We start from the raw sequence: 21,754 nt of genomic DNA, 5'->3' as shown, positions 1-21,754 counted from the left end.
GCACCAGCTCCATGCCCTCCGTGTGGCCGTCCGCTCGCGGCGGGATGGCCTTCCCCGCCTCCACGCGCAGCCGGTACACGCCGTAGGTCGCGCCCTCGTGGATGACGTCCACGTGGCCAAAGGCCTTCGCCTCCGTGCGGTACACCATCTCCTCCGCGGTGCGGTGCACCTGGAGCGACGGGATGGCCCAGCCCGTCAGCGCCTCCGGCTTGGTGACCCGCACCGTGGCCGCGTGCAGGAGCGCGTGCGGCGCGGCGTCCGTGGGCGGCGCCAGCAGGTAGCGGCACACCGCCTCCGCCGCGGACTCCAACAGCTCGAAGCGGCACGCATCCAGGAGGAAGCGCAGCTCTCCGGCCAGCCGTCCGTAATGCACCGTGTTCGCCAGCCTCCCGCCCACCGCCGCCTGCCTCGCATCCAGGAAGAGCGCCACGTCCAGGCGCAGCGGCTGCGGCGTCACGCGCTCGCGGTTGTAGAGGCCCACGATGACGTCCACCGTGAGCCCGCGCAGCTCCATCACGTCCAGCGGACGGCCCTGCGCGTCGGTGACCACCGGGTGGTTCCACACGGATTCATGGCTCACAGCTGCGCGCTCCTTCCACCATCCACGGCGATGACCTGCCCGGTGAGATAAGGCGCCTCGCGCGCGAGGAACACCACCGTGCGCGCCACGTCCTCCACGCTGCCCTCGCGCCCCATGGGCACGCGCTGGAGCACGTCCTGGCGCGCCGCTTCGTCGAAGTCCTCCGGGAAGGCCACCACGCCCGGCGAGATGGCGTTGACGCGCACGTGCGGCGCCAGCTCCACCGCCAGCGCGCGCGTCAGCATCACCAGCCCCGCCTTGCTCACCGAGTAGTGCGCGTAGTGGCTCACCGCCCGCTCCCCACCGATGTCGGTGAGGTGCACCACCAGCGGGTCCTTGCCCGCGCGCAGCGACGGCAACAGCGCCTGCGTGAGGAAGAACGGCGCGTCCACGTTCACCGCGAGCATGCGGCGGTACTGCTCGCGCGTCACCGCCTCGAAGTCCACCCGCTCGTAGAGCCCCGCGTTGTGGACCACCACGTCCAGCGCGGGATGCGCCTCGCGGACCTCCGCGCCCAGCGCGTCCACGGCCTGGGCATCGGAGAGGTCGGCGCCGTGGAGCGTGACGTCGCGGCCCAGCGCTCGCAGCTCGGCCGCCAGTGACTCCAGCGGCTCCATGGAGCGGTTCGCGTGAAGCGCCAGGTCGTAGCCGGCGCGGCCCAGCGCTCGCGCCACCGCGCTGCCCACGCGCACGCCCGCGCCGGTGATGAATGCGGTCCCCATATGCGGGCCCTGCCTAACAGGCCCGCCCGCGAAAGGCACCTGCACGAAACACCGCGGGGCGACACCTGGAGTCCCCACTCCAGGCACCGCCCCGCGTCGTTCCCCTGCGTCGTTCTTCCCCTGAGAGTTCTTCCGCGTGCTGGCTTACGGGTAGTAGACGACCGTCTGCCAGCGGCGCCCCTGGTACGGCACCCAGACCCACTCCGTCACCGCCTGGTAGCCGCCCGGCACATATTGCTGGTCGTAGTAGCCCGGCGTGCACCGCACGTGGCGGCCGTGGCGGCCACGGGACACGCACTGCTCGGGGACCCAGACCTGCTCGTAGCGCGCCGGCACCCAGCGCTCCACCGTCTGCAGCTCGTAGCGGCCGCGCGAGTCCACCGCGCGCGGCATGGGGCCGTAGTTGCAGTTCGGGCCGCGGCAGCCCATGAAGCGGCGCGTCTTCGCGTCGTCATCGTCGTAGCGGAACGCCTGGCCCTGCGGCGCGGAGGCCCAACCGCCCGAGTACCGCTGCTGGCCGCCCCACTGCGCGTCCGCCCGGGTCGGGCCGCGCCAGTCCGCCGCGAACGACGTGGAGGAACCGAGCAGCATTGCACCGAAGGCCAGGGTCGCGAGTCCGAGCTTGAAAGCCATGTCTTCCATCCTCCGTCCGAGTTGCTTGTCCTGACTGACGGGGCCCCCGCCGGAACATTCAAATCCCGTCGAGTCCTTCTCGACATCAGGGGCCGCGGGGTGGCGGGCTCCGGGGGATGTGGGTACATCTCCGGTCATGTTCCACCGCGACGGCCCCACCTTCCGCGAGCTTGCACGGCAGGCCCTCACCTCCGTGGAGGAGGGCTACGACCTGCTCGCGCCCAAGTTCGAGCACACGCCGTTCCGCACGCCGGATCCGGTGCTCCACGCCGCGCTCGCGCACGTGGGCAGCGTGGGCAGCGCGCTGGACGTGTGCTGCGGCACCGGCGCCGCCATGCGCGTGCTGCGCCCGCTGTGCCGCGAGCGCGTCGTCGGGTTCGACCTGAGCCAGGGCATGCTGGATGAAGCGCGGCGCCGGCTCGCGGATGCGCCGGGGAACGCGACGCTCGACTTCGTGCGGGGGGACGCGCTGGCGCTGCCCTTCGACGCGGCGTTCGACCTCGTCACCAGCTTCGGCGCCTTCGGGCACATCCTGGAGGAGGACGAGCCGCGCCTCGTCGAGGGCATCACGCGGGCGCTGAAGCCCGGCGGCCGCTTCGTCTTCGTCACCGGGCAGCCGCCGTCCGCGCTCAACCCCGGCTACTGGGTGGCAAAGGGCTTCAACGCCGCCATGCGCGTGCGCAACGCGCTCTGGAAGCCGCCGTTCGTCATGTACTACCTGACGTTCCTCGTGCCCCGCGCCCGCGCGCTGCTGGAGGCGGCGGGGTTCGACGTGGAGGTGCGCGAGGGCGACATGCCGGAGCCCTTCGGCCGGCTCGTCACCGTCATCGCAACGAAGCGGCCCTAAGGCGCGGCCGCCGCGGCTTCGGACTCCGCGTACTCCACCGCGAGGATTTCGTACTCCACCGTGCCGCGCGGACGCTCCACCTGCACGGCCTCGCCGGCCTCCTTGCCCAACAGCGCCCGGGCCAGCGGGGACTCCACGCTCAACCTCCCCGCCTTCACGTCCGCTTCATCCGGACCGACGACGCGGTAGCGCATGCGCGCGCCGTCCTCGTCCTCCAGCACCACCCACGCGCCAAAGAAGACGCGGCCGGCCTGCGATGGATCCGGCGCCACCACGCGCACGTCCTCCAGGATGGCGGTGAGCTCGCGCGCGCGGCGCTCCCGTTCACGCTTGCGCACGCCGGCCTCCAGCTCCGGCCAGTCCCGGGGCACGGGCCCCTGCAGCTCCAGCAGCTCTTCCTGGAGCGCGCGGTAGCCCTCCGGGGTGATGTAGCGCTGCTCCGCCGACGTCGACCGGGGACGCGCGGGGGTGAGCCCCTCGTCGCCGCCCCCGTCTTCCTTGGTGAATGCCTTCGACATGGGCCGTGCCCTCCTGTCAGGGAAATTTCTCAACGTTTCCCAGGCTTTGCATCCAGGGTCCGCCTGCCCGCCTGCTTTCTATTGGCGCAATTTTACTCTCCAGACGGAATCCGCAAGACTTCAGGGCATGCACCTCCCCCGAGCCGTGCCCCGCTTCGAGCATCGCCTGGCCGTCCGGCTGCGCGGCATGCTGCCGCTCTACACGCGGGATGTGTCGGAGAGCGGCTTCTGCGCGGAGATGCTCCAGCCGATGAAGGCGGGCGACCTCGTGGAAGGCGCGCTGCTGCTGGGGGATGAAGAGGTGCCGTTCCAGGCCCGGGTGATGTGGGCCCGCCGCTCCGCGGGAGAGCGCACGCGGGGACGCTGCGGCGTGCGCTTCGTCACCATTGGCGAGGACTTCCAGCGGCGGCTGGTCGCATTCAGACGCCTGCAGGGCAGGCGCCTGGTGCGCTGGTTCACCTGACGGCCAAGCCTACTTCGTCGTGGAGTCGGGGTTCGGCGGGGCCGCGGTCTCCGACGGAGAACCGGGCGTCGCGGGCGTGGCGGACGACTCCGAGGTGGAGGACCCGGTGGGAGCCGGAGCCGGGATGGCGTCGCCTTCCGGCGCGGGGGCCTGACCGGAGGGCACCACCTGGAGCCTGTAGTGGCTCACGCCCTTGGGCAGCACGACCTCCACCAGCGGGTTCTCCTTCACCATGCCCGGGTCGAGCTTGATGGAGAACTCGCCGTTCTCATCGGTGGTCGCGTTGAGGTGGTTGCGGTACTCGCCGCCGAGCACCTTGGCGCCCTTCACCGGCTTGCCCGTCGCGGTGTCCAGCACGCGCAGCACCACCAGCTGGCCCTCCTGGAGCGAGGTGGCGCCGTTCGCCTTCACGATGTCGTTGTAGCGCGGGCGCAGCGCGCAGGCGGACAGCAGCGCGGAGGAGAGGACGGCGACGGTCAGCAGGTTGCGGCGAAGGCTCATGGAATCCATCCAGGCTGGGAAGCGGTACGTCTGAAGGCGCGGCAGCATAGCCGCCAGCCACCGGACGCCAAGTCTCCGATGTGTGACGGCCCCCGGGTATGGAATCCGCCCCTACGCCGGGTCGCGGAAATTCCCGGCGGGCAGGCGGAGCATGCGCCCTCCTTCTCAGGGACCGGTGGAGCCGTCAGCCCTTCCACCCGCCCGCTTCCAGCACCATCTCCCAAGGTGTCCGGGCACGTCCTTCCCCCGCCCGCACGGAGGCCAATGCGCCATGGATGAGACCTACAAGGAGGCGTCGGATCGCATCACGAATTCGAGCGACTACCTCCACCTGAGGAACGCTCAAGTCGATTACGTGGCCATTCCGCCCGGCGTGCGCGTGGAGGAGAGCCGCTTCACGCTGAAGCACAACCGGTTCGACGTGAGCGTGCTGACGATGGTGCTCATCAGCACCGTCACGTTCTTCATTCCGTTGTTCAACGGCCTGCTGGCCGGCACGTTCGGAGGCTTCCACGCGGGCCGCCCCCGCCGGGCACTGGGCGCCGCGCTCGTCGCCTCGGTGGTGGTGCCCGCCGCGTTCTACGTGGCCTTCAACGTCTTCAGCGTGGGCGGCGAGCGCATCTTCCTGGGCCTGGGTTGGGGGAACTGGACGCTGCTGCACGTCATCGGCATGTTCATCGGCGCCCTCTGCGGCGCCTCCAGCCGTCCGGTGTTCACCGGGGAGTTCCCCGTCTTCCGCACGCAGTACGTCAGCGGAGCTCCACTCCTAACGCAAGGCGATGTCGCGCCAGTCCTTCCGGAAGGCTCGCGAGACTTCTCCCGGGACCTGCCCACGACGCAAGTGTCCCCTCCCAGTGGACCTGTGCGCGGGGAGTGAGCAGCACGCTCCAGCGGGCGACGCGCCCCAGGTACCACTCCACCTGGAGCGTCGCGTCCGCCTCGTGCGTGAAGCCGGGCGTGATGCCCATGCGCCAGGAAGGCACGTACGTGGCCTCCAGGCGCAGCGCGCTGTTGCCCGGACCGGGCAGGCCCGTGCGATGGGCCAATGACAGACGGGGCCCGACGTGCGGGACCGTCTCTCCCCGGGTCCAGGCCATGGTGGCCTGGGCCCCCAGCCCCACCGCGAGGAAGGTGTCGAAGCGCTCCGAGGCCGCCACCACGCCCAGCGCCTCCGCCTCCACCGTCGCGCGGTAGGGCAGCGGCCGGTCGATGTCCGTGGACATCCTCGCCTCCGCGCCCCAGCCCAGCGAATCGGACAACGACCGCTGCTGCTGCGGCAGCTCCGGGAGCAGCGTGCGGTAGCCCACCAGCGTCAGGCGCGAGCCGATGATGCGCGGCACGCCCCAGCGCGGCTCCACCGACAGCTCTCCGTCCAGCACGCGCAGCTCGCTGCTGGACTGGAAGCCGTGCAGGCGCGCGTCGCCCAGGGATTCATTCATCGCGGAGGTGCGCAGGCTCACCACCGGCCGGGCGGCGCCCACCTCCGGGAAGTCCACGCCGCCGCTCACCACCATGCGGGCCGCGCCGGACTCACGCAGCGCGCCCCGGGCCCAGGTGGTCTCCGCCTCCTTCTTCTGTTCGTGGTCCTTCGCCAGGAAGACGCGCGGATCCACGTCCGCGAACGGTCCGTCGTTGAGCGTGCCCTGCGCCTCGGTGGCCGCGGCGAAGGCGGCTTCGGTGTGCTCCGCGCGGACCAGGGCCTTGAGCTCGTCCGGCGTGGGCAGGCGCTTGGTGGCGGTGTCCAGGGCCTGCTGGAGCAGGGCCGTGCGGTCGAGCACCGCGAGCTTGCGCTGCATGGCGTCCTCGCGCTCGAAGAGGCGCTGCCGGTCCTTGACGCCCTGGGCGGCGCCGCCCGCGCCCTTCAGCTCGACGGCGACCAGGCGCTCGCGTTCGATGGCCAGCTTCTCCGCTTCGGCTTGATCCACCGCCGCGCGCTCCACCCGCACCGCGTGCGCGACGTAGGCGTGCAGGGCCTCCCGGGTGTCCGCACGGGCATCGAGCGCCGTCGTCACCGCGTGCGGCAGCTGTGCGTAGGCCTGGCGGCGGACGCCGGGTTCGGGGGACTGGAGCTGGCGGTGCACGTGGTGCAGGGGCTCCAGCGCCCTGGACGGCAGCAGCGTGGCCAGCTTCGTGAGCAGCCGTTCCTGTTCCACCCTGGCGCGCCGCGCGCGGTCCCCGGTGGATTCGAAGGCGTCCGGGACGTGCTCCAGGAGCGGCACCGTGCCCCCCTTCGCGTCCACGACGTTCGTCTTGGCCAGCGTGTCCAGCGTGGCGGTGGGCAGGACCCACAGCATGCCGGGGGCGCTCACGTGACGGCCGTTCTCCAGCGAGCCGTTGAGGAGGAACAGGAGCGCGGCGGCGCAGTTGTCGGTGAAGAAGTAGTAGCCCAGGTAGCCGCGACGCTCGAGTTCCCAGATGCGCTCCAGCATGCGCTGGGATTCGCCGGGCGTGAGGTTCAACCGGAAGCGGCGGATGGTGCGCTGCTCCAGCTCCAGCGATTCGTGGGTGATGTCGCCCAGGGTGCCCGTGAGGAAGACGGTGTTGTAGCCGCCCGTCATCCCCTTCATCAGGTAGCCCAGGCCCTTCTCCTCCATGCCGGTGAGCGCCACCAACTGCACGACGCGCTCGAAGCCGGGCCCCTGCACCCTGGCGCCTTCGCGCCAGACCGGGCGCAGCAGGAGGTGGCCGAAGAGCGACTGGGGCTGCCGGCCCGAGGCCGCGACGAGCAGGACCTCCAGGTGCGAGAGCGCGTCCGCCTCCGCCCACGCGTCGAAGGCCGGGCAGCCGCCCTTCGCGGGCAGCGTGCCCAGGCGCGCCTCCGTGATGAACTCCGACAGGGCGCGCGCCTTGGAGAACTCCTGGCAGCGCACCTGATCATCCACGGGCAGCGCGTCCGGGCGCAGGGACTCCACGGGGACGAACAGCTCCTCCGCGAACGTGACGAAGTCCAACGACGCGCTGACCTGCCCCCGGGCGCGGCTGAAGGCGCCCGCGTAGGTGATGCTCGCGGATTCCTTCCACGTGAGGGGCCGCTCGAAGGGGAGCAGCCACCCGTCCAGCCGGCGCCACTGGGGACGCTTGCTCCAGCCGCGCGCGTCGTCCCAGCGCTGCATCACCGCGTGCACCACGGCGCGGCGGCGCCACAGGTGCGCTGACTCCGTGTCGGTCAGCCGCGACAGGCGCAGCGTGGCCCGGCGCTCCTCGGAGGGAGCGTAGCGGTAGAGGTGGAACTGCTCGCGCTGTTCGGACCAGTCGGGCCGGGCCTTCGTGCCGTCACCCAGCCCCAGCGGCGCGGGCTCCGGGTGCAGCACGAATTCCAACCTGCCTCCGGGCGGACGGCGCATCGCGGGAGGCAGGGCCTCGAGCCCCGCCTCCACGTCCGTGACGAGCCACGCATCCCGCGCCGCGTCGCCGCGCAGGACGATGCCCGCGGTGGCCTCCAACGCCGCGACCCGCGTGGCCAGGGCGGTCTCCGACGCTTCCTTCAGGAACGTGGGCACCGCGAGCTGGCCCGGGGCGTCCTCTGCCCGCGCCAGGGCGGGCAGCAGCAGCACCGCGAGCCCTGCCACCCAGGCCGGGCGGGGCCTCACTGAAGGGCCTCGGCTGTCTGGGCCGCCCCTTCCTGTTCCAGGAGGAACGCCTGCCGGTCCTCTTCGAGCCGGGGTTCGGTGCGCGCCAGCTCGCCCACGCGCTCCAGCCAGGCGCGGGCGCGCTCGGGCGTGAGCGTCTTCGCGTCCGCCAGCTTCAGCAGCTCCTGGCGGTGCGTGCGCAGCAGCTTGCCGAAGACGTCCAGGTTCTCACGGCGGATGCGCGCCGCCTGCGCCAGGTCCTCCACCGTCGGGCCCGCGCCCAGCGCCAGGTCCTCGCGCAGCTGGTGCGTGCGGGCGCGCAGGTACACCTGGGCCGCGTGCCCCACCTCCCTGGGCGAGGGCCGGTGCTTGCCCTTGCGCCGCTCCGCCCTCGCGTACGACTGCCAGATGACGATGCCCAGGCCCATCACCGTCAGCGCCACCGTGGCCGTGGACAGGAGCTGATTCTCGCGGCCGTTGCTGCTCTCGCTGCGCGTGCGCGAGTCGTCGCCCTGGTCCACCTGGTTCGACTCGCTGCTGCCCGAGTTGCTGTGCTCGCTGGAGCCGGAGTGGCTGGAGCCCCCTTCTCCCGAGCTGTGGTCGCTGGAGTCGCTGGAGCCCGAGGAGTTCGAGTCCGACCGGCTCGAGTCGCCGTGGCTGGAGTTGCCCGAGTCGGAGTCGCTGGACTCGCCCGAGCCCGACTCGCTGGAGCCCTCGTCGCTGGAGCCGTTGGAGTCCGACTGGCTGGAGTCACCCTGGCTGGAGTTGCCCTGGCTGGAGTCACCCTGGCTGGAGTTGCCCGACTCCGACTGGCTGGAGTCGCCCTGGCTCGAAGCACCCGACTCCGAGACCTCCGCGCCCCTCAGGCCCGCGGCGGGCGTGCGGCACCCCACGGCGAGCACCAGCATCGACGCCGTCACCACGCGCTTCCACGAAGACTTCGTCCGCATCCATCCCCCTCGAAAGGGCGCCACCGGGCCTGGCGCCGGGGCATGCCCTAGCCAACGGCATGCCGGGAGATGAATTGTGCATTATCGGGAGGTTGGTGGATCGTCTGACGCGATACGGCGCGAAAACACGGGCCCGGGGTGCGTCGCGGACTTCGCGCCTCAGGCGAGCCGGGCGCTTCCGATTTCACCCCGGGTCCGGCGGGCGCCCTCCTCCAGGAAGAGACGTCTCAGATAGGGATTGAGGAAGCGCCCCTCCGGGTCCAGTTGCTCGCGGACGCGCTGGAAGTCGTCCCAGCGCGGATACAGGTGTTTCAGTGTCGCCGCCGTCTGCGTGTGCAGCTTGCCCCAGTGCGGCCGGCCGCCGTGGTTGCGGAAGATGGCCTCCGCGCCGGAGAAGTAGGGCTCCAGCGGCATGCCCCGGTACTGGTGCACCGCGATGAACGCGCGGTCCCCGCCGTGCGCCGGGCTGAGGAACACGTCGTCGCCGCGCACGAAGCGGTACTCCACCGGGAAGTGCACGGGCAGCTGCTCGCGCGTGATGTATTCGGACAGCTCGCGCAGGCAGTCCGGCCCGCGCTCCACCGGCACGGCGTACTCCATCTCCTGGAAGCGCACGAGGCGCGGCGTGGCGAACAGCGTGTGGCTCTGCCCCGCCAGCACGCCCTCCGACGCCAGCTTCGCGGACAGCCGGCTCACCGGCGCGCACAGGGCGGGCCGCATCCGGCACGCGCGGCTCACCGCGCCGAAGACGGCGTTCTCCATCACCATCTCGCTGAACCAGCGCCCCACGCCCACGCCGTGCGGCGTCTCGTCCGTGAGGTCCATCGCCTTGGTCATCACCCGGTCGGAGTGCGGGAACCAGAAGAACTCGTAGTGCCGGTGGCGAGCGCGCGCCTCATCCAGCCCCGCGAGGCATTCCTCCAGCCCCAGGTTGCGGCGCGTCAGCCGCAGCCGGTACGCGGGCAACAGGCGCAGCCGCACCCGCGTCACCACGCCCAGCGAGCCCAGCGACACGCGCGCGGCCTGGAGCAGCTCCGGAGACGTGTCCTCCGAACACAGCACCTCGTCGCCGCTCGCCGTGACGAGCGTCATCGCCGCCGCCTGCGTGGAGAGGATGCCCAGCCCCACGCCCGTGCCGTGCGTGCCCGTGCCCAGCGCGCCGCCCAGCGACTGCTTGTTGATGTCGCCCAGGTTCTCCATCGCGAGCCCGTGCGACGCGAGCAGTGAGCCCAGCTCGCGCAAGGAAGTGCCCGCCCACACCACGGCCTCGCGCGCGGACGCGTCCACGGACTCCAGGCCCCGCAGCGCTTCGAGCGAGACCATGGTCTCATCCGTCGCGCACAGGGGCGGGAACGAGTGGCCGCTGCCCACCACGCGCACGGTGCGCGACTGGGCGCTGGCGTCGCGGAGCGCGGCCTTCAGCGCGTCCACGGACTCCGGCTGGAGGAAGCCGGACGGATGGGCCACCACCGCGCCGGACCAGTTGCGCCACGTCCTCGTCTTCGCCGTCTCGGTCGTCATGCCGTCACCCCCATTCACCCCGGTAGGTCGGGACCTCTTCCACGACGCGTCCTTCGGAGATGAGCAGCAGCGTGCGGAAGTGCTCGCACACCTCGCCCGCCTTCGCGTGGCGGAAGAACACCGGCGCGCCCAGGGGCAGCGGCACCGGGCCCGCGTACGCGATGGGCGTCTGCACCTCGCCCGCGCCCTCCAGCGGGAGCAGCCTCGCGCCCTCGGGCAGGTAGGGCACCGGCAGCTTGTCCACCCCCGCCGAGCCGGAGGCCACGTAGCCCCCGCCCTGCAGCGTGAAGAGGCCCGGGCCGGGGCGCCGCGTGACGGGGATGGCGAAGGCCACCGCGGGCTGATGGTGGAAGCCGCGATAGCCGTCGAAGAGCGCCGGGGAGTACAGGCCGCTGCCCGCGGTGAGCTCGGTGACGCTCGAGTCCTCGCGCGTGGACTCCAGGCTGCCCGTGCCTCCGCCGTTCACGAAGCGCGGCGTGAAGCCCGCCTCCTTCAGCGCCGCCACCACCGCCTGCCTGCGCGCGTGCACGCGGCCCACCGAGCCCCGCTTGAGCGCGCGGATGACCACGTTCTTCGGCCCCGCGTGCGGCGCCGCGTCCGGCACGCCCGCGAGCTGCGCCTCGTAGCCCATGACGCCCGCGAGGAACACGGCGTCGCCCTCCGCCGTGATGCTCCTGGCCACCGCCAGCGCGGCCTCCGGCGAGCGCACCGGCGAGCGGTGCACCCCGAAGCGCAGGCCCGGCAGGTCCACCGACAGGTCCACGTCCAGGCACAGCGGCGCTCGCGTCCCGTGCAGACGCGCCGCGCGCGCGGCGAGCGCCACGTGCTCCGCCGAATCGACCATCAGCGTCACGGGCGCTGGCGGCCGGCACAGCTCCGCCAGGGCCTCGGCATCCACGACCGGGTACCCCATGAGCAGGTCGCTAAAGCCGCGCTCCCGCAGGCGCACGGCCTCGTCGGCGCTGAAGCACATGAGGCCCTGGAAGCCGGGATGCCCTTCGAGCACCCGCCGCAGGAGCGCCACGCAGCGCACCGACTTCGTGGCCACCCGCACCGGCCTCCCTCCTGCGCGCCGCAGCAGCGCGGCCGCGTTTTCGCCCAGGAGGTCCAGGTCCGCGAAGGCCAGGGGCAGCCTCCGTCCCTCCAACGCCCGGGCGTAGTAGGCGTAATCACGCGGCATGTCAGGGCCTCCGGACGCTTTCACGACGGGAGCGCTCATCATCGCCGCGCTCCGGCATGTCCGGGGCCCGGTGGTACCCATCACGTGGGGTGGTGGACAAGTGAGGGGAAGGCGCCGGAAAAGGGGCAGCGCGCCGGACATTCCTGGGGGAACGCCCGGCGCGCGCGCACACGGATGCTTCGACTCCTGGGTCGGCCCACCCCCCCGGAAGGGCACGGAACGCCATGGTGCCGTCAGCCGAAAGTCATTTCTATTGAGGAAATCACGCGAGTCTTAAACGACTCGGGGGAGCCGGAATCACTTCCCACCTGGACAGGCGGAGGAAGCACTGATTCCACTCCCGACCTCCCAAGTCTTCCAATTGCCCCCAACGGCTATAGTAAGCAAATCGTGATTGATTTGATTTCCGAGGACCAACGCCTCTTGCAGGAGCTGGAGGGCCTGCTGGAGGGGTTGGAGCCCGGCTCCGAGGCCCTGCCGACGGTCCTCGCCGCGCTCCGAGGCGCTTTGCGCGCGGAGCGGACGGCGGCCTACGGCGTGGACGTGGGCCCGGACCGCTATCACACGGCGTTCGTGCACGGCGTGGGCTTCCCCCAGCCGCCCTCCGTCCTGACGGAGCTGTTCGACGCGGCGCTGCCACCGGCGGGGAGCCGCTTCGGCTACTTCGACCCCGCGCGTCCGCCGCTGGCCCAGCGCAACCGGGCCATGCGCTTCTCGCCCCTGGGCATCTCCGAGCCGCTCCGGGCCCTGCCCATCACGGGCGAGGGCGAAGGGCCGCTGTGGGAGCGGCTGGGGTTGACCGAGGCGGAGTGGGAGCACGCGCGGACGCAGCTGGCCGGGTACGCGTCCAATCTCTACCGGCAGCTGGGATTGGAGCACCTGGCGCAGCTGCGGGTGCTGGTGTGCGAAGGCGACATGATGCTGGGCTGGGTGGGCGCCTTCCGGGCCGAGCCCTTCACGGAGCGGGAGCAGCGGCTGCTCCAGGCGCTGACGCCCGCCATCCAGCGGCGGATGGCCATGGACCGGCGGCTGCGCGAGGCGGGCCTCCTGGGTCCGGCGCTGGGCGCGGCGCTGGAGGTGCTGGGGCGGCCCGCGTGGGTCGTGACGTTCAGCGGCCGGGTGATGCACGCGAACAAGGCGGGGCAGGCGCGGTGGGAGCAGGACTCCGGGGCGCTGGCGGCGCAGGTGCGCGCGTGTCTGCGCAGCCCCCCGGGCACGGGGCCGCTGTTCTCCTCCGGGCCGCTGCGCACGCAGGGGCCGCCGGACCACTACCTGGTGCTGGACCCCGGCCCGCCGATGGAGCCGACGTCGCGGCTGCCGGTGCTGACACAGCGCTGGGGGCTCACCGCGCGCGAGGCGCAGGTGCTGGAGCACGTGGTGCAGGGAGAGACGAACAAGGCCATCGCCCTGCACCTGGGCTGCGCCGAGCGCACGGTGGAGGTGCACGTCACGCACCTGCTGAACAAGGCCCAGGTGGAGAGCCGCTCCGCGCTCATCTCGCGCTTCTTCCAGTCCTGACGCACCGGTGGGCAGTGCCCGGGGCGTGACTAGGATGGAGGAATGGATGATGCGCTCTTGAGGAAGGCGCTGGCTCGCGCGGACGCGGCGGTGGCGAAGGGGCCCCACGCGGTACCGGCGGACGGCCAGCGCCGCACGCTGCACGTGGCGATGGGGGACCCGCAGGCGGACTTCGACCGGGTGCTGTCCATCCTCTCGCTGCACGGGCTGCTGGACGAAGAGGGAGGGCTGCGGCCGGACGTGTGCCTGGTGTCCGTGGGCGACCACTTCGACTGGGGGCCCGCGGCGGACCGGGAGCGCGTGGCGTCGAGCGCGCTCCGGCTGGTGGCGTGGCTCGCGTCGCATCCGGCGGACCAGGCGGTGATGCTCCTGGGCAACCACGACCTGGGGCGCGTGGGGGAGCTGGCGGACTTCACGGATGTGACGTTCCGCGCCGCCCAGGTGGAGGCGGACCGGGTCTACGCGGGGGACGACACGGACGCGGAGAAGGAGCGGGCCTTCCTCCAGCGCTGGCCCGGGTTGCCGAGCGCGGAGCTGGCGGCGCGGGACTTCAGCACCTGGACCGGGGAGCAGCGCGCGTGGGTGGAGCACCTGCTGCGAGTACGGCGCTTCCGCGTGGCGCACGCGGCCGGGGATTCGCTGCTGGTGCTGCACGCGGGCGTCACGCGTGAGGACCTGGGGGTCGTGGGGCTGGAGCCTGGAAGGTGGGCGGATGCGCGCGCGGTGGCGGAGGCGCTCAACGGCGTGATGGACCGGGCGGTGGCGGCGTGGAAGGGCGGGCCGCTCGTGCTGCCGGGGCTGCACCATCCGGGCAATGCGAAGGATGGCGAGGGCGTGGGCATCTTCTACCAGCGGCCCAGCCTGGCCTCCGAGGACGCGGAGCGCGTGCGGGGAACGCCCCGGCGCAGGTTCGATCCCCGGCGATTGCCGCTGGGGTTGATCCAGGTGGTGGGCCACACGCGGGACAAGCGGGTGCGTGAGCTGGTGTCACCCGGTCCCGTGCGCGACGGAGTGCTGCGCCACCTGGTGACGGACGGGACGCGCGTGGACTACGCGCACGGCCCGCCGCCAACGACAGGTCCGGGCGAGGCGGTGATGGTGTTCACCGACGGCGCCATGCGCGAGGGCCGCGCGGAGGACTTCCAGCTGTTCGACCTGGACGCCCGTCGCGCGGTGCCGCTGGCTCCGTGAACCTTCGCAAGTACGGGTGCTACGGCGCGGCGCCCGGGACAGCAGCCGGCGACTTGAGGCCAGCGAGCTTCTTCTCCAGCGACTCCACCTGACGCGGAGACACCTGCGCGGCGGGCAGCGTCTTCGCGAAGGTCAGCGCCTCCTCCAGCGTCTTCACCGCGCCCGCGGTGTCCTTGCGCGCGACCTGGATGTCCGCGCGGCCGGAGAGCACGGACAGCCGCCGCGCGCCCTGCACCCGCGCCAGTGCCCGGTCATTCGCGGCGAGCGCGTCATCGAGCCGGCCGGACAGCCGGTACAGCGTCGCGAGCCGCGCGGGCGGGTTGTAGTCCTGCGGCAGGTCCTTCTCGCTCTGCTCCAGCGCGGGGATGGCCCGCTGCGGCTGCTCCAGCGTCATCGCCGCGAGCATGCGGTGCGAATCGAACACGCTGCGCGCCTCCGGGTTCGGCGCCTTCGCGGCCTCGCCCTCCAGGAACGTCAGCCACTCCTGGGCCACCTGCTTCGCGCCCGCCGTGTCCTTGTCCTGCTTGCGCGCCTCCACCAGCACCTCGTACAGGCCGGAGCGGTCATCCGCCTCCATGTCGATGGCCGGCGGCGCCAGCACCTCGCGCGCCTTCGCCTCCAGCGTGTGCCGCAGGTCCGCGGCCTCGGGCGTGCCCTCCGGGATGGCCAGCGCGCAGCTGAGTCCGTTGAGCACGCTGTTGGCCTGGTTCAGCGAGCGCGGCACCTTGGGCAGCTCCGCCACCGCCTTCTGTGCGCAGGGCACGTACTGCTTCGCTCCGTACTGCGCCATCAGCAGCGACTCCAGCGCGCGGCCTCGGCGGGACCAGTCCGCGGGCGCCTCCGCGAGCGCGAGCGACAGGGACTCGGCGGCCTCCGCGGGCTTGCGCTCACCGTAGAGCGCGTCGCCCCGGGCGAGCAGCGCGTCCGCGCCGGTGGCACCGCCCTGGTAGGCGCGCTCGCCGTCCTCGAAGAGGCGCTCCAGCTGCGGCACCGTCGCGCTGCCGGCGAAGCGCAACAGGGCCTTCTCCTCGCGCGGGTCGATGATGAAGAAGGTGGGCCAGAACTCCACCGGGTACTTCTCCTGGAACACCGCGTTCTGGGTCAGGTCGGTGTTGAGCTCCAGCCACACGAAGCGGCCCGCGTGCTTCGCCAGCGCCTTGTCCGTGAAGACGTACGCGCGCATGGAGCGGCAGGTGTGGCACCACGGCGCCCAGGTGTCGACGAACAGGGGCACGCCCTTCGCCTTCGCCTCCGCGAGCGCGCGGGCGTAGTCGTCCGGGATGAAGGGCAGCGGGCCTTCGGCATGGGCTTCGGCGGACGCGGTCGCGGGCGCGTTGGCGTTCGTGGCCGTGCAGGCGATGGACCCCGACAGGAGCAGGCAGGCGAGGAAGGAGCGCATGCGGCGCACCCTAGCGCGCCTCTTCTGGGGTGTCCCCGGTGGACAGTGCGCGCACACCGCGCTGGGCACCACGCGGCCTGCGTGCTGTCCTGCGCCCGGCCCCTATGCCCATGAAGGACCCTCGCGCCCTGCGCACCGCCCTCGCGTCCGCCCTGGACGCCCTGCCCGCCTCCGAGCGCTTCCCCGACAGCGCTGACGCCGACGTCGCCCGACGCCTGGCCGAACGCCTGCGCCGCGACCTGCTGCCCCGCCTGGGCTCCGGCGACGCGCCGCTGCTCCTCGTGGCCATCGCCGGACCCAACAACGTCGGGAAGTCCACGCTCTTCAACGCGCTGGCGAAGGCATCCCTGTCCCCCGCGCGCCCCGAGGGCGGACTCACCAAGCAGTGCCTGGCCGCGGCGCACGCGGAGACATGGACGGGCGCGCTGAAGGACGTGCTCACCCAGCGCTACGACATCGTCCCGGTGGCCGACGGCACGGTGGCGCCGGTGGACGAGCCCGGGCCCGCCGGCCGGCTGTACCTGGTGCTGTCGGAGGCCGTGCCGCGCGGGCTGCTGGTGATGGACACGCCGGACTTCGACAGCGTGTACCGCGACAACCGCGAGCGGGCCGAGGCGCTGCTCGTCACGGTGGACGTGCTCGTGTTCGTGGTGAGCCGGCAGACGTACCAGAACGCGGCGCTGGTGGACTTCCTGCGCGCGGCGGTGGGCCACGGCAAGCCGTACCTGCTCGTCTACAACGAGGCCACGCGCGAGGACGTGGCGCGCGGCCACCTGGACAAGCTGGCGCAGGACGTGGGCCATCCGCCGATTGCCCGCTACCTGGCGCCGCACCAGCCGGACGTGGAGGCGGGGCTGAAGCCGCTGGCCACCGAGGCGCTGGATGGACGGCCGCCGCTCGCCGCGCTGCTGGGCCAGGCGGAGCATGCGCGCGAGTTGAAGGCTCGGGCGCTGGAGGCGTCGCTGTCGGATGCGCGCTCGGAGCTGGACGCGGTGTCACGTGCCGCGACCCGCGCGGCCCGCGAGCCGGAGCGGTTGCGGCAGCGGCTGCGGCACGACCTGCAAGGCATTGGCGCGCAGGCGGCGCTGAAGGCCGTGCCCGCGGACGTGCTGGTGGACGCGTTCCGCGATGAGCTGGATGCGCGCAGCACGTTCCACCGGTTCGTGCGGCTGCCGTTCCGCGGGCTCGCCACGGCGCTCACGTTCGTGAGCCGCAAGGTGCGTGACTCCTTCACCGGGCCCCGGCCCCAGGAGGCGCTGCCCACGCAGGCGGTGGATGAGTCACTGAAGGACGGGCTGCGCAGGCTGGTGGATGCCTTCGCTCCGGAGGTGGCCGCGTGGCGAGGAGACGCGGAGACCCGGGAGAAGCTGGCGCAGGCGTTCGGGCCCGCGATGATTGGCCGGCTGGATGCGCCGCTGGACCTGGGCTCGCTGCATGCGCACGCGGCGGACCGGGCCACGCTGTATGACTTCTGCCGCCAGCTGGTGGGCAGCGAGCTGCAGGGCGGCATGCGCGAGGAGCTGCTCCAGGCGCTCACCACGCTGGTGTACTCGGTGCCGTCCGGCGCGGCGGCGGTGGTGACGGTGGCCACCGGAGGCCTGGGCCATGACGCGGTGGTGTGGGCGGGGACGCTCCTGTCCACGCCGCTCCTGGAGCGCTTCGTGGACCTCCTGGGCGCCCAGGTGCGCGCGACGGTGACGCGCAAGTGGGCGGACGCGCACGGGGCCACGCTGGCGCAGGCGATGGAGACGCGCTTCTTCGCGGACCTGTTGTCCCACCTGGACGCCCAGGCGGAAGGGTGGCTGCGCACCGCCTCCACCCTGGAGACGGCACGGCGGGCGGCGGAGTAGGCGGCCGGTTCCCGACAGGGCCTCGCCTCCGGGAGGGAGGCGAGACTTCGTGCCTCATCGCCACCGATGCGTCATGCTGGGTCCGCCATGACTGGTCCGGGCCCGGAGGCGGGTTCCCCTCTCATCCTGTCGTTCCGTCACCTGCTGACCGAGTCCGTCAGTGCGTTCCTCGACGAGGCGGACATGACGTGTCCGCAGACGGCGGATGCGCTCAGCGAGCTGCTGGTGACGCTGTCGCGCTACCGCGAGGAGGGCGCGCTGCTGTTCCCCACCGCGTTCCTGGGGGACGACCTGGGCGCGATGATGGAGCTGCTGGGCGGACACGACCCGATTCCCCTGGGCTCGGGGCCGCGCAACCGCGCCACCATCCAGCGGGCGCTCAAGCAGTGCGCGCCGCTGGGACAGGGGCGCTGGTGGGCGCTGTACCTGCTGCGCGATTCCGCGGGCCTCACCTACGGCATCTTCCGCACGGATCCGTTTCCCCTGGCGGACACGCCGCTGGAGCGCCTGCGGCACGCGCCGGACCGGGGCTCGCGCGTGGTGGGCGTGCTGCAGCTGGCGGACAACATCATCGAGCTGCGCGGAGGCGGCGGGCTGTGCCGGCACGTGTACCTGTCCGGCGCGCGCATCGACCTGGAGCCGCCCTCCGTGGTGCTGGACACGCTGGCGAGCGCGGTGACCGAGCAGGTCCTGCCCTCCAGTCGTGAGTACGCGCGGGGCTTCTTCCGGCGGGTGATGTTCGAGGTGATGCAGTCCTCGCACGGCACGCTGGTGGCGGTGCTGCCCCGGGAGCGCGCGGGGTCGGCGCTGTTCGTGGATGGCATCCTGTTGCCCCGGCCCATGGACGTGGTGTCGCTGCTGGACCGGCATCACGCGACCCAGGATGGCAGCGCGGGGTCGGCGGTGCGGGCGGCCGCGCAGCTCCTGCGCGGCATGATGGCCACGGACGGCATCACCGTGCTGCGCGCGGACGGGTGCATCCTCGGGTACAACGTCTTCGTGCGTCACCCGGAGACGCTGACCCGGCAGCCGGGCTTCTTCGGTGGAGCACGGCGGCGGACGTACGAGGTGCTGTGCGCGGCGCTGGGCAGCGAACTGGCCGCGGCGTTCATCCGTTCGCAGGACGGGGATGTCGCCTGCCGGCGCGCGTGACGGTTACAGGTTTTGCGTGCTGTCCTGATTGACTGTTGCTCCGAGGGACGGAAGGTTGAGAACATCAACCTAATCTGTAAGGCTGCGCCCGTTTTGCGCACAGCTCCCCTCCCCGCCCGCGCGATTGCCGCCCTGTCCCTGCTCGCCGTGTGCCTCGCGAGCGCGCCTGCCGTGGCGCAGAAGCTGCCGGCTGTAGTGGTGGATGGGGCACCGGCTGCGCCTTCTCCGCCGGATACCGGGACAGGGCTTTGCATGGCGTCCAACGTGTGGACGCGCACTGCGGCGGAGTATCCGCAAAGTCAGTCGCTCTACACGGATGTCCTGAATGCATACATGGAGGAGAACAGCGGGACGCGCATGACTTCCGTGCTGCGCTCCACGTTCGACCTGTCGAACAACCTGAACGACGGTCGCGTGCTGAGCTTCGGCGACTTCGTCAACGTGGTCTCGGGATGTGCCCAGGGCGGTTGCCCCTTTCACTACAACGACCCGAGCTTCAGATTCGTCTCTCGCTTTCGTGGCTACCTGAACGTCACTCAGGACATGGTTGGGCGCGTTCTGCACTTCGGCTTCTATGCCGACGATGCCATCAGCCTTGTCCTGTTCGACAAGGCCAGCAAGCGCTACGACATCGTCATCCGGCCACCGGAACTCGGTGCAGCAACACGGCGTACCACCAACTCCGTCACCTTTACCCAGTCCGGGCTCTATCCCATTGAGCTGCTCTACGTGCAGATCGTGGAGCATGCAGCACTGGAGTTCGCCGTCCTGGACGGTGCATTTACGGACTTCGATCGGCCCGCGAACCAACCCCCGGTCGTTCCGCTCGCCCCCGCTGGCTTCACACTGGTTCAGCCCGCGCAGCTCTTCCAGACAGAGACCGGTCGGCCGTCGTTCCCGGGCAACCTGGACCAATGCGTCCAGTGCAACCGCCAGTTCGCCAATCAGCCCGGCAATGGCACTTGTGGTCCGGCTTACTACTGTAACTCCGCTGCACTCTGCGCCCCCTGCGACACGAACCTCCTGTGCGGCGACACGTGCACTCCGTGCGCACCGACCGACAAGTGCGCGCAGGTCAATGGCCAGTTCACCTGCGTCGCATGCACCGAGAACAGTGACTGCAAGACCGGCCGCTGCGACACCACGACCAACACGTGCACCGGCTGCATCCGCGACTCCGACTGCGGCTCCGGAATGGTCTGCGACGAGCCGAACTACAACTGCGTCCAGTGCACCGCCGACTCGGAGTGTCCTGGCAGCCAGGTGTGTGATCTCACCGCGAACACCTGTGTCGAGTGCAACGAAGACACACAATGCGCCCGCGGCGAGTCGTGCTCCAACCACGTCTGCACGCCCTGCAACACCAACGACTCCTGCGCCGGCAACTCCTGCAACTGCTGCCCCAATGGCACCCAGTGCGCCGCGCCCACTCCCGGCGCCCCGCCCTCCTGCGTCGAGTGCACCACCGACAGCCAGTGCTCCAATGGCCAGCGCTGCGACACCCTGAACGGCGCCTGCGTCGACTCCGTGCCGGAGTGCAACACCTCCGACCGCTGCGGCCCCGGCTGCTCCAAGTGCCCCGGCGAGCGCCCCTACTGTCTCGACGGCGAGGTCTGCGTCCAGTGCCGCAACGACCTGGAATGCGGCGACGGCCAGACCTGCGTCAGCGGTGAGTGCGGCTCCTGCACCACCGACAAGCGCTGCGGCCCCCGCTGTGACTCCTGCGGCGGCGACACGCCCTTCTGCCTCTCCGACGGCACCGTGCAGAACAGCGTCTGCGTGGGCTGCGTCAACGACTCCGACTGCGGCAGCGGCACCTGCGACCCCACCACCCGCACCTGCTCCAACACCGGCGCCTGCGCCGTGACGTGCGCGGAAGGGCTCGTGTGCGACGGCTCCGCGTGCGTCGAGTGCTTCGCCGACGCCCACTGCCCCTGCGGCGGAACCTGCGACCTCAACACCAACACCTGCCTCGAAACGTGCGCCGACAGCGGCGACTGCCTGGGCGTGGAGTTCTGCTCCGCCGAAACCCAGCAGTGCGAACGCGGCCGCCGCAAGCCCGGCACCGAGCCCCAGGGCGGGGCCTTCTGCTGCGGCACCACCGCCGAGGACACCCCCACCGGCAGCACCGCCATGCTGGTCACCCTCGCGCTGGGCTTCCTCCTTCTGCGCTCCGCCCGCCGCGTCCGATGAAGCCCTCCCGCACGCCGCCGCTCCTCCCGCTGCTGCTGGCCCTCGCGCTGTCCACCGCCGCCCACGCCGCGCCGGATCCGCGCTTCAACATCCAGGTCTTCCGCCCCTCCGGCGCGCCGCAGGACCTGGTGATGGTCACCCAGTCCCGGCCCCTGTCCCACCTGTCCGTCTCCGCCGGGCCCTACTTCAGCTACTCCATCAACCCGCTCTCGCTCGTCCCCAAGGACGGCGACCTGGGCTCCATCAGCCTCGTGGGCAACCGGCTCCAGCTGGACGTCATGGCCACCGTCGGCCTCTTCGACTGGTTCGAAGTCGGCGTGGACATGCCGCTCGTGCTGCTGCAGGGCGGACAGAACCTGGAGGTCATCGGCACCGAAGGCCCCGTGGAGAGCTTCGCGCTGGGCGACCTGCGCCTCATGGGCAAGGTGGCCATCCCCGGCCTGCGCCGCTCCGCGGAAGGGCACGGCTGGGGCGCATCACTCACGCTCAACGTCAGCTTCCCCACCGGCGTGCAGGAGGCCTTCGCGGGCGACGGTGAGCTCACCTGGGCCCCGGGCCTGGTGCTCGACTACCGCTTCGAGTCCGGCATCCTCCTCGCCTTCAACGGCGGCTTCTGGAAGCGGCCGGACGTCATCTTCAGCGGCGTGCAGCTGGGGGACATGGCGCCGTTCGGCCTGGGCACGGAGGTGCCCCTGTTGCGCGGCAGCGGCATCACCGCGCTCGGCATGGTGAACGGCGCGGTCGGCCTCAAGAAGGCTCCGGGCCAGGAGCGGCAGATTCCCGCGGAGCTGCTCATCGGCCTGCGCTGGTACAGCTCGCTGGGCGTGACGTTCACGTTCGGCGGCGGCCTGGGCTGCGGCTGCTCGCTGGCGTCGCCGAACCTGAGCTTCTTCACGTCCATCCTCTGGGTGCCCGCCAAGACGCGCGAGTGGGAGGCCATCGAGCGCTTCAAGGAGCCGCCCCCGCC

At 71.6% G+C, this 21,754-nt stretch carries 17 protein-coding genes and 1 pseudogene; 8 read left to right on the top strand and 10 right to left on the bottom strand.

Going from position 1 to position 21,754, the window contains the following annotated elements; genetic code table 11:
• From D7X55_RS14660 to D7X55_RS14650, 3 genes are all read right to left on the bottom strand, one after another.
• Positions 1–580: dihydroneopterin aldolase (locus D7X55_RS14660; RefSeq protein WP_147470111.1), on the bottom strand; the 580-nt coding region annotated here is incomplete at its 3' end.
• A complete protein-coding gene (locus D7X55_RS14655) occupies positions 577–1,302 on the bottom strand; it encodes an SDR family oxidoreductase (RefSeq protein WP_120547573.1) in 726 nt (241 codons plus the stop codon). The genes D7X55_RS14655 and D7X55_RS14660, both read right to left, overlap by 4 nt.
• A 144-nt stretch (positions 1,303–1,446) precedes the next feature.
• Entirely contained in the window at positions 1,447–1,935 is a 489-nt protein-coding gene (locus tag D7X55_RS14650) for a hypothetical protein (protein WP_167510785.1), read from the bottom strand.
• A gap of 136 nt (positions 1,936–2,071) precedes the next feature.
• On the opposite strand from D7X55_RS14650, the gene D7X55_RS14645 reads away from it, so the two are divergent.
• Entirely contained in the window at positions 2,072–2,782 is a 711-nt protein-coding gene (locus tag D7X55_RS14645; protein ID WP_121723376.1) for a class I SAM-dependent methyltransferase, read from the top strand.
• On the opposite strand, the gene D7X55_RS14640 is transcribed toward D7X55_RS14645, so the two are convergent.
• The gene (locus tag D7X55_RS14640) at positions 2,779–3,300 is read right to left on the bottom strand and encodes a GreA/GreB family elongation factor (RefSeq protein WP_120547571.1); all 522 of its coding nucleotides are present in this window, start codon (positions 3,298–3,300) and stop codon (positions 2,779–2,781) included. The two genes, D7X55_RS14645 and D7X55_RS14640, sit on opposite strands and share 4 nt — an antisense overlap.
• A 127-nt stretch (positions 3,301–3,427) precedes the next feature.
• On the opposite strand from D7X55_RS14640, the gene D7X55_RS14635 reads away from it, so the two are divergent.
• Entirely contained in the window at positions 3,428–3,763 is a 336-nt protein-coding gene (locus tag D7X55_RS14635) for a PilZ domain-containing protein (protein ID WP_158616186.1), read from the top strand.
• 9 nt (positions 3,764–3,772) lie between these two features.
• On the opposite strand, the gene D7X55_RS14630 is transcribed toward D7X55_RS14635, so the two are convergent.
• From D7X55_RS14630 to D7X55_RS14610, 5 genes are all read right to left on the bottom strand, one after another.
• Positions 3,773–4,264 (bottom strand): DUF4198 domain-containing protein, encoded by a 492-nt coding sequence (locus D7X55_RS14630; protein ID WP_233609854.1) that lies wholly within the window; start codon positions 4,262–4,264, stop codon positions 3,773–3,775.
• A 749-nt stretch (positions 4,265–5,013) separates the two neighbouring features.
• Positions 5,014–7,854 (bottom strand): DUF4105 domain-containing protein, encoded by a 2,841-nt coding sequence (locus tag D7X55_RS14625; protein ID WP_121723374.1) that lies wholly within the window; start codon positions 7,852–7,854, stop codon positions 5,014–5,016.
• Positions 7,851–8,783 carry a hypothetical protein gene (locus tag D7X55_RS44635; RefSeq protein WP_233609853.1) on the bottom strand — a complete coding sequence of 311 codons (933 nt, stop codon included), beginning with the start codon at positions 8,781–8,783 and terminating at the stop codon, positions 7,851–7,853. Before D7X55_RS44635 ends, D7X55_RS14625 begins: the two co-directional genes overlap by 4 nt.
• A gap of 159 nt (positions 8,784–8,942) precedes the next feature.
• On the bottom strand, positions 8,943–10,304 hold the full coding sequence (locus D7X55_RS14615; RefSeq protein WP_120547568.1) for a D-arabinono-1,4-lactone oxidase: 1,362 nt from the start codon (positions 10,302–10,304) through the stop codon (positions 8,943–8,945).
• Positions 10,305–10,308: 4 nt separating this feature from the next.
• On the bottom strand, positions 10,309–11,484 hold the full coding sequence (locus D7X55_RS14610; protein ID WP_121723373.1) for an alanine racemase: 1,176 nt from the start codon (positions 11,482–11,484) through the stop codon (positions 10,309–10,311).
• 390 nt (positions 11,485–11,874) lie between these two features.
• Between D7X55_RS14610 and D7X55_RS14605 the strand changes: the two genes are divergently transcribed.
• Positions 11,875–13,002: a LuxR family transcriptional regulator gene (locus D7X55_RS14605; protein WP_199746968.1), complete on the top strand. Its 1,128-nt coding sequence runs from the start codon at positions 11,875–11,877 to the stop codon at positions 13,000–13,002.
• 42 nt (positions 13,003–13,044) lie between these two features.
• Positions 13,045–14,193: a metallophosphoesterase gene (locus tag D7X55_RS14600; protein WP_121723371.1), complete on the top strand. Its 1,149-nt coding sequence runs from the start codon at positions 13,045–13,047 to the stop codon at positions 14,191–14,193.
• Positions 14,194–14,212: 19 nt separating this feature from the next.
• Here the strand turns inward: D7X55_RS14600 and D7X55_RS14595 are convergent, their stop codons facing one another.
• On the bottom strand, positions 14,213–15,592 hold the full coding sequence (locus tag D7X55_RS14595; RefSeq protein WP_121723370.1) for a thioredoxin family protein: 1,380 nt from the start codon (positions 15,590–15,592) through the stop codon (positions 14,213–14,215).
• 110 nt (positions 15,593–15,702) lie between these two features.
• On the opposite strand from D7X55_RS14595, the gene D7X55_RS14590 reads away from it, so the two are divergent.
• The 4 genes and pseudogenes from D7X55_RS14590 to D7X55_RS14575 all read left to right on the top strand — a co-directional run.
• Positions 15,703–17,442, top strand: a complete 1,740-nt coding sequence (locus tag D7X55_RS14590; protein WP_121723369.1) for a GTPase — start codon at positions 15,703–15,705, stop codon at positions 17,440–17,442.
• An 87-nt stretch (positions 17,443–17,529) separates the two neighbouring features.
• The gene (locus D7X55_RS14585; protein WP_121723368.1) at positions 17,530–18,594 is read left to right on the top strand and encodes a hypothetical protein; all 1,065 of its coding nucleotides are present in this window, start codon (positions 17,530–17,532) and stop codon (positions 18,592–18,594) included.
• Between the two features lie 138 nt (positions 18,595–18,732).
• Positions 18,733–20,787, top strand: a complete 2,055-nt coding sequence (gene traA, locus D7X55_RS14580) for an outer membrane exchange protein TraA (protein ID WP_199746969.1) — start codon at positions 18,733–18,735, stop codon at positions 20,785–20,787.
• Positions 20,784–21,754: pseudogene (locus tag D7X55_RS14575) on the top strand (OmpA family protein); the annotation flags it as partial. The gene traA and the pseudogene D7X55_RS14575, both read left to right, overlap by 4 nt.

Origin of the sequence: Corallococcus sp. AB049A, from assembly GCF_003668885.1 — a bacterium.
Lineage (GTDB): Bacteria > Myxococcota > Myxococcia > Myxococcales > Myxococcaceae > Corallococcus > Corallococcus interemptor.
The sequence above is the reverse complement of the archived record's forward strand: the minus strand, read 5'-3'. Positions and strand labels throughout refer to the sequence as shown.

Bases quoted from the DNA above. Each gene is read 5' to 3' on its own strand.
- D7X55_RS44635 (WP_233609853.1), bottom strand. From the start codon at position 8,783: ATGCGGACGAAGTCTTCGTGGAAGCGCGTGGTGACGGCGTCGATGCTG.
- D7X55_RS14630 (WP_233609854.1), bottom strand. From the start codon at position 4,264: ATGAGCCTTCGCCGCAACCTGCTGACCGTCGCCGTCCTCTCCTCCGCG.
- D7X55_RS14645 (WP_121723376.1), top strand. From the start codon at position 2,072: ATGTTCCACCGCGACGGCCCCACCTTCCGCGAGCTTGCACGGCAGGCC.
- D7X55_RS14640 (WP_120547571.1), bottom strand. From the start codon at position 3,300: ATGTCGAAGGCATTCACCAAGGAAGACGGGGGCGGCGACGAGGGGCTC.
- D7X55_RS14650 (WP_167510785.1), bottom strand. From the start codon at position 1,935: ATGGCTTTCAAGCTCGGACTCGCGACCCTGGCCTTCGGTGCAATGCTG.
- D7X55_RS14590 (WP_121723369.1), top strand. From the start codon at position 15,703: ATGAAGGACCCTCGCGCCCTGCGCACCGCCCTCGCGTCCGCCCTGGAC.
- D7X55_RS14600 (WP_121723371.1), top strand. From the start codon at position 13,045: ATGGATGATGCGCTCTTGAGGAAGGCGCTGGCTCGCGCGGACGCGGCG.
- D7X55_RS14615 (WP_120547568.1), bottom strand. From the start codon at position 10,304: ATGACGACCGAGACGGCGAAGACGAGGACGTGGCGCAACTGGTCCGGC.
- D7X55_RS14655 (WP_120547573.1), bottom strand. From the start codon at position 1,302: ATGGGGACCGCATTCATCACCGGCGCGGGCGTGCGCGTGGGCAGCGCG.
- D7X55_RS14610 (WP_121723373.1), bottom strand. From the start codon at position 11,484: ATGCCGCGTGATTACGCCTACTACGCCCGGGCGTTGGAGGGACGGAGG.
- D7X55_RS14585 (WP_121723368.1), top strand. From the start codon at position 17,530: ATGACTGGTCCGGGCCCGGAGGCGGGTTCCCCTCTCATCCTGTCGTTC.
- D7X55_RS14635 (WP_158616186.1), top strand. From the start codon at position 3,428: ATGCACCTCCCCCGAGCCGTGCCCCGCTTCGAGCATCGCCTGGCCGTC.
- D7X55_RS14595 (WP_121723370.1), bottom strand. From the start codon at position 15,592: ATGCGCTCCTTCCTCGCCTGCCTGCTCCTGTCGGGGTCCATCGCCTGC.